The organism is Deltaproteobacteria bacterium (assembly GCA_003696105.1).
Lineage (GTDB): Bacteria > Myxococcota_A > Polyangia > Haliangiales > J016 > J016.
In genome coordinates this window covers 1-11,295 of the sequence record RFGE01000282.1, presented here as the reverse complement: position 1 = coordinate 11,295, position 11,295 = coordinate 1, and the positions used below count along the sequence as shown (strand labels likewise).

The window sequence follows — 11,295 nt, the reverse complement described above, 5'->3', positions numbered from 1 at the left end:
GCGGTTCGAGCGGATCGCCGACGACATCGTCGACGTGCACCTGCGCAGCCCGCTCGCGCGCACGCGGCTGCCCGAGCGCAGCACGTTCGCGACATCGAGTTGCGGCGTGTGCGGCAAGGTGTCGATCGAGTCGCTGCGGGTGCGCGCGGCGCCGATCGAGTCGGCGGTGCGCGTGCCGGCGGACGTCGTCGCGGCGTTGCCGGACGCGCTGCGCGCGCAACAATCGGTGTTCGACTGCACCGGCGGACTGCACGCGGCCGGCCTGTTTTCGCCCGAGGGAAACCTGTGGGTCGGCCGCGAGGACGTCGGCCGGCACAACGCGGTCGACAAGGTCGTGGGCTGGGCGCTCGCGGCCGGTCGCCTGCCGGCGACCGACGCGCTGCTGTGCGTGTCGGGACGGCTGTCGTTCGAGATCGTCCAAAAGGCGATCGCGGCCCGCGTTCCGCTCGTGGCCGCGGTGTCGGCGCCGAGCACCGCGGCGGTGGACCTGGCCCGGGAGTTCGGGGTCACCCTGTGTGGGTTCGTGCGCGCCGGCCGCTTCAATTGCTACACGCACGCGCACCGAGTGTGCTAGGGGACGGATGTGGACAGACGACATCGCGGTGTCACGGTCCGGCCGACGTGTGCCGGAGCGCCGAGCCGTTCCTCCTCGGTCGTGACCGAGGAGTCCCGCGCCGCATCGCGGCGAGCGTCCCCGGTCACCGGGAGCCATCTGGTGTGCCCGACTCGCCCCGCCCTGCTCGCCCCGTCGCGCGGCAGCGCGCTCGGGCGCCCCGGGCGGCGCACGGCGCGGCCCCGCTGGGTCGCGATCGCCGCGGCGGTGGCCGCGGCCGGGGTCGGCTGCGGCGATTCCGACGCGCAAGGTGCGCCCCCGGCCGCGCGCGCCCCGAGCGCGGCGGCGGCTCCGGCCGCGCGTTCCGCGGCGCCCCGCCGCGTCGAGCACGCCGTCTACTCGCTGATCGACAACCGGCTGGCGGCCCACGCGACGTTCGCGGGCGGCCTGTGGGTGCCGCTCGGCTCACACCGCGCGGCCAAATACCTGCGCTTCCGCAAGAGCGACCTGCCGGCCGACCTCGCGGTCGACGTGGCGGGCGAGCGCGCGGCGCGGCCCCGCGGCGACGTGCTGTCGCTGCGCGTGCCGCTGTCGCGCGAGCAGGCCACCGCCGCCGCCCAGGTGTGGGTGCGCGTCCACGCCGATCGCGGTGGGCCCGCGACCCTGCGCGTCAACGGTGCCGACGCCGCGACGGTCGACGTGCCGGCCGGGTGGTCGACCGCCGCGTTCGCGGTGCCGGCCGGCCGGCTGCGCGCGGGCGAAAACGAGCTGGCCCTGTTCGGCGCGCGGCGCGGGGGATTCGCGTTCGCGTGGTGGCAGGTGGGCGGCGCTCGCCCGTACGACGAGTCCGCGCCGCTCGGCGGACCGGCCGGGCTCGAGCTCACCGCCGACCGCGGGCTCGCCTGGTATGTCGTCGTGCCCGACGGCGGCGCGCTCGTCATCGACGGCGCCGGACCTGGTTGCACCATCAACGTCGTGGCGCACGCGGACCGCGGCGAGCCGGTCCGCGGCGCCGTCACGGACGGCGGCGGCGCGGTCGATCTGTCGGCGCTGGCCGGCGAGGCCGTGCGCCTGGACCTGACCCTCGGCGGCTGCGCGCGCGCGCGGCTGCCCCGCGCCGATCTCACGGTGCCCGGCCCCGCACCCGCGACGCGAACCGGACCGCCGCCGCGGTACGTGATCCTGTGGATCATGGACTCGCTGCGCGCCGACCGGCTGCGCATCATCAATCCGAAGGCGCGGCCCGAGACACCCCACTTCGACCGGCTGGCGACCGAGGCCGCGGTGTTCCGCCAGGCCTACGTGCAAGGCAACGAGTCGCGCGTGTCCCACGCGTCGATGTGGTCGTCGCTGTACCCGGTGGTCCACGACATGCTGTCGCCCAAGGCGAAGCTGGCCGACAGGTGGTTCACGGTCGACGAGCTGGCGAAGAAGGCCGGGCTGTACGCGAGCGGGGAGACCGGCAACGGCTACATTGCGCGCAAGTGGGGGTTCGGCGACGACTGGGACGTCTTCCGCAACCACATTCACGAAGGCGGCGGCCTGTCCGGCGAGGACATCCTGGCGCGCGGGCTCGCGACGGTCGAAGGGCGCCGCGAGCCGTGGCTGCTTTATCTCGGCACCATCGACACGCACGTGTCGTGGCGAGCCAAGGAGCCGTGGATCTCCCGCTACGACCCGGAGCCGTACCGCGGCCGGTTCGACAAGATGGCGTCCGGCGGCGACGTCGGCAAGATCGCGGCCGGCGCGATCAAGCCGTCGCCGCGCGACATCGACCGTCTCCGCGCGCTGTACGACTCGAACGTGTCGTACCAGGACGCGCTCGTCGGCAGGCTGTTCGACACGCTCGACGCGTGGGGCATCCGCGACCAGACCATGGTCATCCTGACGGCCGACCACGGCGACGAGCTGCTCGAGAACGGCAAGATCGGCCACGGCGTGAGCGTGCGCGAGGCGCTCGTCCACGTCCCGTTGGTCGTCTACTATCCGCCGCTCGTACCGGCCGGAGCAATCGACGAAGCGGTCGAGGGCATCGACATCGTGCCGACGATCGCTGACGCGCTCGGCGTCGCGCCGGACGAATCATGGCAAGGGGCGTCGCTATTGCCGCTCGCTCAGGGAGTCGGGCGCGGCTACCCGAGGCTTGCCTTCGCGAGCCACTACGAAAACGTGCACGCCGGCCGGCTGGGGAGGTGGAAGGTTCACGTCGCCGGCGGCGCGAAAGCGGAACTGTACGACGTGGAGGCCGACCCGCTCGAACAGCACAATGTCGCCGATGAGCGGCCGATCGCGCGCCGCGCGGTCGAAGACGCGCTGTGGCTGTTGCGCGCCTACAACGCGCGCTGGCGCAAGGCGCGGTGGGGCAATCCGGCCAACGTGACCGCCGCGTTCGCCGCGGACCTGGGCGAGTAGCGCGGCGGGTCGTCGCCCGCGCGCACGGCGCCGGCGGGTAGCGCGGCGGGTCGTCGCCCGCGCGCGGCGCCGGCGAGCTTGCGTGACGTAGGCGGCGGCGGATCGCGGCGCCGTCCCGCGCGGTCACCGCCGCGGCGTGGTGCGTCGCAGTCGGCGGCAGCGGCGCGGTGCCGCCGGCGTCAGAACCGCGCCGTCCACGTCACCGTCGCGCCCGCCGCGGTCGGCTCGATCCGCACGCCGCGCGGCTCGTCGGGTTCGTCGTCGCGCAACCACAGCACGGTCGCCACGATCGCCGCCGCGGCCGCGGCGCCGAAGTTGACGTTGGCCACCAACGCGCTGCGGCGGCCACGGGCGCGCAGCGCGCGGGCGCGGTCCTCGTCGTACCGGTCGGGGTCGGCGAGCATGGCGCGGATCGCGTCGCCGTCGCGCCGCGCCGCGAGCCCGTAGTACGCGCCGGCCCCGCCGAAGCCGACCGCGACGATCGCCCACGCGCCGCCGCGCGCGTACAGCGGCCGGCGGCGCGCGCCCGCGTCGCGTAGGGGGACGCGGCGGACCGGGGGCGCGACGCGCTGGTGGGCCTCCGCAAGGCGATTGCCCCACCGATCGATGGCCGCGACGTGCACCGGGCCCGCGGGGACTGAGCCGAGCGGCACCGAAAACCGGCGATCGCCGAGCACCTCGATGACGCGGACGGCGCCGCCGGCCGTGCGATAGCGCACGCGCACCCCGGCGACGAGCCTCGCCGGGTCGGCCGTCACGATCGCGACCACGCGCGTGTCGCCGGGACGCAGCGGCCGAACCCTGATCGCGAGGGCGCGGCCGCCCAGCTCGCTCCGCGCCCGCTCGAACGCGTCGACGAACCGCGGGGCGAGACCCGGCGGAAGGCGCGCGCCCGGCGCGAGCGACAGCCAGGCGCGAAAGTGATGGGCCGCGCCGTCGACGTCGCCGAACGCCGCGGCGACCTGGCCAGCCAGCCCGTGAATGCGAGCGACGACCGCCGGGTCGTTGTCGCCGGTGCGAAGGGCCGCGTCCAGCGCAGTCCGCGCCGCGTCGAAGTCGAGCGCGTCGAGCGCCTCCCGCGCTGCGTCGAGCCGCGGGTTGGCCACGGCCGCCGCGGGCGCGATGCACGCCGCGAACACGGCGGCGGCGAGTGCCCGCCGGCGTGGCGAGCAGCCGGCCACGGCCGCGCGCGGGCGCCGAGGCGACGTGCACGACAGCGAACGCGACAGCGGATGCGAACGTGCCATGGCGGTTACGGACCCGGGTTGACGCGCCGCCGCAGCGTCTGCCCCGGCTCGACGTGTACGGTCCACTCCCCGGCGCGCCCGTCGGCCCAACGCGCGCGCAGCCGGTGGTCGCCGGGGGCGACCCGGTAGCGGATCACGGGGGTGTCGCCCGCGCGCTCGCCGTCGATCCAGATCGTCGCGTACGGCCGCGCGTCGACCGTGACGAACCCGGCGTCGCCTCCGGCCGCCCGGCGACCGCGATCGCCCACCGGCGCCGGATCGTCACCCGGCCGCGCGCCGACCGCTTTGTGCACCGATCCGGCGGGCGGCCGCAGGGCCGGGCGTTCGCGAGCGGTCGGCTCGCGCGACCGATCGACCGCCTCCCGGGCGGATTGCCGGCGGGCGGCTTCGCGGGAGCGCTCGCCGGGTTCCGCCCGGCCCGTCTGCCGCCCGGCGGAGGCGGCGCGCCGCGCCGGCGCCGGCTCGTCGCGCTCGCGAGCGCGCTCGCGCCGGTCACCCGCGGCCTCGGGCGGCGGCCGCGCGGCCGTTTCGCGCGCGCGCGTCGCCCCGGTGCCGGCGCGCGCGTCCGCGGCTTCCGCGGCGCTGGCGCTGCCGCTTGCGGCGCCGCTCGAGCGCGGGCCGGCCATCGCGGCGCCGAGTGCCGAGGCCGTGCCCTCCGGGGACGCGGACGCCTCATCCCGCGATGCAGCCGATGCGGCGCCGGCCGCATGGGCGATCGCCGGAGGCGCCGGAGAGCCGGCCAGAGGCGAGCCGGCCGTGCCCTCGCGCGGCGCGCCGGCGATGCCGGCGGGGGCTGCCGAATGTGCGGATGCACGCTCGCCCGGGCCGCCCGCCGCGGCGCTCGCGGGCGCCGCCGCCGGTGCGCCGACGGTGGAGTCCCCGCCGATCGCGATGGCGAACGCCACACCGATCCCGATGCCGGCTGCGACGAGCGCCGCACCCAACGCGTGGCGGCGCGGACGCAGGCTCGGCACCGAGACGTCGGGATCCGGCGTGTCCCGCGGCCGCGCGCCGACGAGCGCGAGCCGCAGTTCGGGCGGCGGCCGCGCGGCGGCGATCGCCCCGGACGTGGCGCCGTCTCGCACTTCCGGATCGCCGGCGCCGGTCGGCGTGCGGTTGCGCGGTGTGTGCTGGGGGGGCGGCGGCCCGTGCCAAGCCTGCAAATCACTCGTGCCAGCCGACGGCGGCCGCAGCGGGCCACGGTATGGCCGGCCGCGCGCTCCCCCATTCGAGCCGGGGACGCGAGACACGGGTTCCGTACCCGCGGCGAGCACGACGGGGCCTGCGGCGGCCGCCCCCACGATCGGCCGCCGGGCGAGCCGTGGCGGTGGCGTCTTCGCGGGCGGCGGCAACGGAAGGGCGCGCACGATCGACGCAGAGCGTCGCCGGCGGCGAACCCGGGAATCCCGGACAGACGACATGCGGTGGGCTCCGTCCGACTCGGGTTGCGAGCCGGATGCCAACTTCCGTTCGCACGATCCCGCGACAATTGCGGTCCTGACCCGGCGGCATGGCTCCCCGATCGGTGGGAGGGCTCCCCCCGGTTGCGTCCGACCGGCCTACTCGGCGATGCAGCGGACGGCGAGGTCGCGCACGTAGTCCCGCTCTGCCGGGCCAAACCACGGCGGCTGACCGGCGGCCGCGTTCTCCGCCATGCGACTCGGACTGGAAGTTGCTGGAATTACAGCGGTCACACGCGGGTCGGACAGGACCCACTTCAGCAAGGCCTGTGCCCAGGTGCGCACGCCCAGCGGTCGCAGGGGCTCGAGTGCGCCGTCGGGAGGCGCCCCGGCGACCAGCTCCCCCGATTTGAACGGGGTCATCGCGATGACCCCGATGCCAAGCTCGTCGGCGACCGCGAGCACCTCGGATTCGACCGTCCGTTCGAGCGGATGGTACGGAACCTGGATGGCGTCGATCCGCCCCGATCGCATCGCGTCCACGACGGCCGGGAACTCGCCCGGAAGATAATGCGTCACGCCGATCGCGCGCACGCGCCCGGCATCTCGCAGGTGTTCGAGGTAGGGCATGTGCGCGTCGTACAGGAGCATGTTGTGCACCTGGTACAGGTCCACGCGCTCGAACCAGTCGAGCGCCCGCTCGATCTGCTGTTCCCCGATCGCGCGCGTCCGCGCCCACACCTTCGTCGCCACGAGCGCGCGGTCACGCCGTCCGGCGAGGGACAGCGCGACCACCCGCTCCGACTCCCCGTACATCGGCGACGTGTCGATCAGCCTCGCCCCGCTGTCGAGGGCGGCCGTGACGACCGCCTCGCAGCGCGCCTCGCCCTCGGTATCCCGAACGTTGAACACACGCCAGGTCCCGAGCCCGATCACCGGCACATCGATACCGGTTCGGCCCAGTGGCCGGGTCTCCATCCCGTGAGCGTACATCGCAACGCCACCCGCGTCCGGCCGCTCCGCGCCCGTTCCGCCGAAAAACGCCGCGGCGGCCCTCACGCGAGAGCCGCCGCGTTTCGGCCTACGGTTGGACTACCAGCCGCCGCCGCAGGGGTTCCCGCCGCAGGGGTCGCCGCCGCAGGGGTTCCCGCCGCAGGGGTCGCCGCCGCAGGGGTTGCCCGCGCACGGGTTCTCGTCGCCGCCGCAGGGGTTGCCCGCGCACGGGTTCTCGTCACCGCCGCAGGGGTTGCCCGCGCACGGGTTCTCGTCACCGCCGCAGGGGTTGCCCGCGGCGGCCGCCGGGGTGGTGTCCTCGCCCTTCGAGCCGCCGCAACCGACGGCGAGACCGGCAAGACCGATAGCAAGTACAACGGTACGCAGAATCTTCATGGCCACTCCTTGTTTTGCTCCAAAGCTGGGTAAAGCTGGCTAACGGTAACGTCGCTGCGAGCCGCTGCTTACACTTTCCGTGCACGGCCCCGATGACGGCTGCCCGTTTATCACGCCGGCACACGCGGCGACAAGAAGCTGACGCCACGAACCGCCATCGCGGGCGATCCGCACCGGGGCCCGCGGGTCGCGCGGCCGGGCGCGGTCGGTCCGGGCGTGCCGTGCCCTCCTCGCACCGGGCCGCCGCTCGCGGAGTCGGTGCCCGTGCGGCGGGCGCTCGCCGAAACGTTTGTTCCCGCAACCACCGCGTGCCCTGCACGGATGGACAGGGTGTCGCCGGCGCACACGGCGACCGGCGTCCCGGCCGGCGCGCTACACCGCGCGGCGCACGTACTCGAAGTCGAACGGCTTGCCGTTGATGCCGCGCTTGGGCGGCGCGATCCAGTGGGCGATCTTGCCTCGCTCGTAGACGGGGTGCATGAGCGAGTTTACGTACGCCGCGTCGTCGGGAGACGGCAGCCACTCGTTTTTGCGCGCCTCCCACTGCTGCTCGGTGAGCAGATTGCCGTCGGGGTCGAAGTGGTGGTCGGCGTACAGGCCGATCGCGCGGTGGAACTTGTGGTCCGGCAGGCGCAACTCGAACGGGATTCCGGCGTCGCGGATCGTCCGGTTCCACTTGTTGACCGCGCGCTGGCAGTCTTCGATGTAGTCGGTGCGAAGCACCTCGTTCATCGCCGTGCGCATCGCCACGGGCTTGCGCACGACCTTGCCGTCCTCGACCTGTTCGACCTCGTACGTCGCGTCGAGACACAGGTGGTCGTCGTACCGCTCCTCGCGGTAGCGCCCCTTGACGCTCGCCGCGAACGCATCCGCCGCGTTCGACGAAATCTCGCCGCCGAACAGGTCGAGCGACAGCGAAAACCACAGGTTCAGGTACTTCTGGACCGTCGGCAGATCGATGCCGCCGGCCGCCCGCACATCCTCGTTCGGGTCCTGCTTCATCAGCTCGCAGCTACGGCGCACGATGCGGTCGACGCCGGTCTCGCCGACGAACATGTGGTGCGCCTCCTCGGTGAGCATGAACTTCGTCGTTCGCGCGAGCGGATCGAACCCGCTCTCGGACAGCGCGCACAGCTGGTACTTGCCGTCGCGGTCCGTGAACATCGTGAACATGTAAAACGACAGCCAGTTCTCGGTCGGTTCGTTGAACGCGCCGAGGATCCGCGGGCGGTCGGAGTCACCGCTGCGCCGCTGCAAAAGCTCCTCGGCCTCCTCGCGACCGTCGCGCCCGAAGTAGCGGTGCAGCAGGTAGACCATCGCCCACAGGTGGCGGCCCTCCTCGACGTTGACCTGAAACAGGTTGCGCAGGTCGTACAGCGACGGGCACGTCCGCCCGAGGTGGCGCTGCTGCTCGACGGACGCCGGCTCGGTGTCCCCCTGCGTCACGATCAGCCGGCGCAACATGCCGCGCAGTTCCCCCGGCACCTCTTGCCACACCGGCTTGCCCAGATTGTCGCCGAAGTGGATCTGACGCGAGCCGTCCATCGGCGTGAGAAAGATGCCCCACCGATACTCCGGCATCTTCACGTAGTCGAAATGGGCCCACCCGTCCGGCTCCACCGACACGGCGGTGCGCAGATAGATCTCGTCCTCCTGAAAACCGTCCGGGCCCATCTCCCGCCACCACTGCAGGTAGTTGGGCTGCCACTTCTCGAGCGCGCGCTGCAGGCGGCGGTCGGACGACAGGTCGACGTTGTTGGGGATTCGCTCGTCGGAGATGTGTGCCATCGGTCAGGTCCTCTTCCAGTCGAAGTCAGGGCGCTCGGGTTTGCCGTACAACGTGAGGGCGCCCTTGGGCCCGGTCGCGTTGGGGCGAGTGAAGATCCAGTTCTGCCAGGCCGACAGGCGGCCGAAGATCTTGGTCTCGAGGGTTTCGGGGCCGGCGAAGCGCAGCGACGCCTCCATGCCGGTGAGCGCATCCGGCGACAGCGACGCGCGCTCCTCGACCGCGATGCGCAGCTCGTCGTCGAAGTCGATGTCGTCGGCGACGATGGTCGGGATGCCGAGTTCGTCCGCCTCGGCCGTCGGAATGATCCCCTCGGCGCCGCGCTCGAGCACGCGGCGCGCGCGGTCCGGATCGGCCAGGAACCGCGACTCGAGCCGCGACAGGTGGTTCGACATCGGCAGCGCCCCGTCGTTGGCCGGCGACGTCCACACGCCGACCGCGCCGTCGTCGTCCTCGAGCATGTAGAACCGGTCGGCGGCCAGCGCGAGTTCGAGCAAGCTGCCCGCGAAGCACGATCCCTCGTCGGCCACCGCGAACAGCGACTTGGCCGTGAGGTCGAGCCGGCGAAGCGCGCGCGCCTGGTACAGGCGCACCTCGCGCGCAAACCCGCAGGTGGTCGCGAGCGCCGCGAGCGCGCGGTCCGCCGCGAGCACGCGGCCGGCGTCCCCGCGGCTGCGCAGCACGACCACACCGATGTCCGGCTCGTTGAAGCGCAGGCGCAGCAGCGCGTCGTCCAGCTCGCGAAACGCGCGCCATGCCCACAGGTCGCCGCCCTCGCGGACGAGGCCAGCGACGTCCTCCGGCGGAGGCGCGGCGGGGCCGGAGATCGTGAGCGTCGCCGTGCGCGCCGCGCGGTCGACGTCGAGCGTCACGTGCCGGTAGTCGCCGAGCGGCGGGATGTCGACCGCCGGCCCGTGCGGCACGTCCGCCACCTCGGCGGCCAGTTCGCGCAGGCGCTCGGCGACCGCCTCCTGGAACTTCGATCGCGGCACGACGCGGTCGACCAGGTTCCACTCCACGGCGCGCTTGCCCTTGATCCCCTCGGCGAGGGTCGCGAACACGTCGGCGCGGTCGCGGCGGACCTTGCGCTTGTCGACGAGCCTCGTGAGCCCGCCCGTCCCCGGCAACACCGCCAGAAGCGGCGTTTCGGGAAACGACACGGCCGACGATCCGTCGTCGACCAGGAAAATCTCGTCGCACGCGAGCGCCAGCTCGTAGCCGCCGCCGGCCGTCGTGCCGTTGCACGCCGCGAGGAAACGCAGCCCGGAGTTTGCCGACGCGTCCTCGATCGCGATGCGCGTCTCGTTGGTGTACTTGCAAAAATTGACCTTGAACGAGTGCGACGACGCGCCGAGCATGTAGATGTTGGCGCCGGAACAGAACACGCGTTCGTCGACCTCGCCGCTGATCGCGACCGCCCGTACCTCCGGGTGCTCGAACCGCAGGCGCTCGATCGCGTCGGCCAGCTCGATATCGACGCTCAGGTCGTAGGAGTTGAGCTTCAGCTCGTAGCCCGGCCGCAGCGGATGGTCGGGATCGACCTTCATGGTGAGGCGGGCGACCGGGCCGTCGACCTCGAGCGACCAGTGGTGGTAGCGGCTCGGGTGCGTCTCGAACGAGATGGGATCCATGCGCTACGTGTATCGAAACGAGGCCCCCGGGGCAAGCATTTTATTGCTTGCATGTCAGACAAAACAGGCAGTATAGTGCGCACATGCGACACCGAGCACTGCTCGCCACGGTCGGGGCGCGCGTCCGTGCACTCCGGGAGCATCGGGGGCTGTCACGCCGTCAGCTTTCGGCAGCTTGCGGCGTGTCCGAGCGCTTTCTGGCGCAACTCGAGGCGGGCGAGGGGAACATCTCCCTGGCGCGATTCGCTGATGTCGCGGTGGCGCTGGGCACGACGCCGGCCGAGCTGCTCGTCGGGGCCACCCCGTCGACCGCCCCGGACGGCATCGTGGCGCTCATCGGCCTGCGCGGCGCCGGCAAGTCGACGGTCGGAGCGGCACTGGCCGAGCGCCGCGGCGTGCCGTTCGTCGAAGTCGACGCGCGCATCGAGCAGACGGCCGGACTCAGCCTCGCGGAGATTTTCGAGCTGCACGGCGAGGCGTACTACCGGCGCCTGGAGCGCGAGGTGCTCGCTCAGCTGTTCGCGGAAAACCGACCCGCGGTGCTCGCGACGGGCGGTTCCATCGTCAACGACCGCGACAACTTCAGCATCCTGCGCGAGCGGTGCACGACCGTGTGGCTGCGCGCCCGCGCCGAGGACCACTGGAACCGAGTGCTGCTGCAGGGCGACCGCCGGCCGATGGCGGAAAACCCGCACGCGTTCGCCGAGCTGCGCGCGCTGCTCACCGCGCGCGAGCCGCTGTACAGCGCAGCCGACCACATCGTGGACACCACCGGCTGTACGGTCGCGCAGGTGGTCGATCGCGTGTTGGAAGCCATCGGCCGACGCGCCGGCGTCTCGGCGGCCCCCGCAGCGGGATGACCGACCGGCGGGGCCGC

General features: G+C 73.2%; 9 protein-coding genes and 1 pseudogene. 3 read left to right on the top strand and 7 right to left on the bottom strand.

All coding sequences use genetic code 11. The features are described from left to right. A partial coding sequence (locus D6689_17880) for a sulfurtransferase FdhD (protein RMH39025.1) occupies window positions 1–574 on the top strand: 574 nt, incomplete at its 5' end. Window positions 575–655: 81 nt separating this feature from the next. Then, window positions 656–2,965 carry a hypothetical protein gene (locus D6689_17875; protein ID RMH39024.1) on the top strand — a complete coding sequence of 770 codons (2,310 nt, stop codon included), beginning with the start codon at window positions 656–658 and terminating at the stop codon, window positions 2,963–2,965. A 179-nt stretch (window positions 2,966–3,144) separates the two neighbouring features. On the opposite strand, the gene D6689_17870 is transcribed toward D6689_17875, so the two are convergent. From D6689_17870 to D6689_17840, 7 genes and pseudogenes are all read right to left on the bottom strand, one after another. Further along, window positions 3,145–4,212, bottom strand: coding sequence for a tetratricopeptide repeat protein (locus tag D6689_17870; GenBank protein RMH39023.1), 1,068 nt, complete (start codon window positions 4,210–4,212; stop codon window positions 3,145–3,147). A gap of 5 nt (window positions 4,213–4,217) precedes the next feature. Beyond that, on the bottom strand, window positions 4,218–5,297 hold the full coding sequence (locus D6689_17865) for a hypothetical protein (GenBank protein RMH39022.1): 1,080 nt from the start codon (window positions 5,295–5,297) through the stop codon (window positions 4,218–4,220). A 474-nt stretch (window positions 5,298–5,771) separates the two neighbouring features. Beyond that, window positions 5,772–6,671, bottom strand: coding sequence for an aldo/keto reductase (locus tag D6689_17860; protein RMH39021.1), 900 nt, complete (start codon window positions 6,669–6,671; stop codon window positions 5,772–5,774). Then, the gene (locus D6689_17855; GenBank protein ID RMH39020.1) at window positions 6,668–6,847 is read right to left on the bottom strand and encodes a hypothetical protein; all 180 of its coding nucleotides are present in this window, start codon (window positions 6,845–6,847) and stop codon (window positions 6,668–6,670) included. Before D6689_17855 ends, D6689_17860 begins: the two co-directional genes overlap by 4 nt. Further along, window positions 6,780–7,001: pseudogene (locus D6689_17850) on the bottom strand (thioredoxin family protein). The gene D6689_17855 and the pseudogene D6689_17850 overlap by 68 nt, the downstream one beginning before the upstream one ends. Before the next feature lie 372 nt (window positions 7,002–7,373). Continuing rightward, window positions 7,374–8,789: a benzoyl-CoA 2,3-epoxidase subunit BoxB gene (boxB, locus tag D6689_17845; GenBank protein RMH39019.1), complete on the bottom strand. Its 1,416-nt coding sequence runs from the start codon at window positions 8,787–8,789 to the stop codon at window positions 7,374–7,376. Window positions 8,790–8,792: 3 nt separating this feature from the next. After that, window positions 8,793–10,418 (bottom strand): benzoyl-CoA-dihydrodiol lyase, encoded by a 1,626-nt coding sequence (locus D6689_17840; protein ID RMH39018.1) that lies wholly within the window; start codon window positions 10,416–10,418, stop codon window positions 8,793–8,795. 83 nt (window positions 10,419–10,501) lie between these two features. On the opposite strand from D6689_17840, the gene D6689_17835 reads away from it, so the two are divergent. After that, window positions 10,502–11,278 carry a helix-turn-helix domain-containing protein gene (locus tag D6689_17835; GenBank protein ID RMH39017.1) on the top strand — a complete coding sequence of 259 codons (777 nt, stop codon included), beginning with the start codon at window positions 10,502–10,504 and terminating at the stop codon, window positions 11,276–11,278. Window positions 11,279–11,295 lie beyond the last annotated feature (17 nt).

Bases quoted from the DNA above. Each gene is read 5' to 3' on its own strand.
- D6689_17870 (RMH39023.1), bottom strand. From the start codon at position 4,212: ATGGCACGTTCGCATCCGCTGTCGCGTTCGCTGTCGTGCACGTCGCCT.
- D6689_17835 (RMH39017.1), top strand. From the start codon at position 10,502: ATGCGACACCGAGCACTGCTCGCCACGGTCGGGGCGCGCGTCCGTGCA.
- D6689_17840 (RMH39018.1), bottom strand. From the start codon at position 10,418: ATGGATCCCATCTCGTTCGAGACGCACCCGAGCCGCTACCACCACTGG.
- boxB (RMH39019.1), bottom strand. From the start codon at position 8,789: ATGGCACACATCTCCGACGAGCGAATCCCCAACAACGTCGACCTGTCG.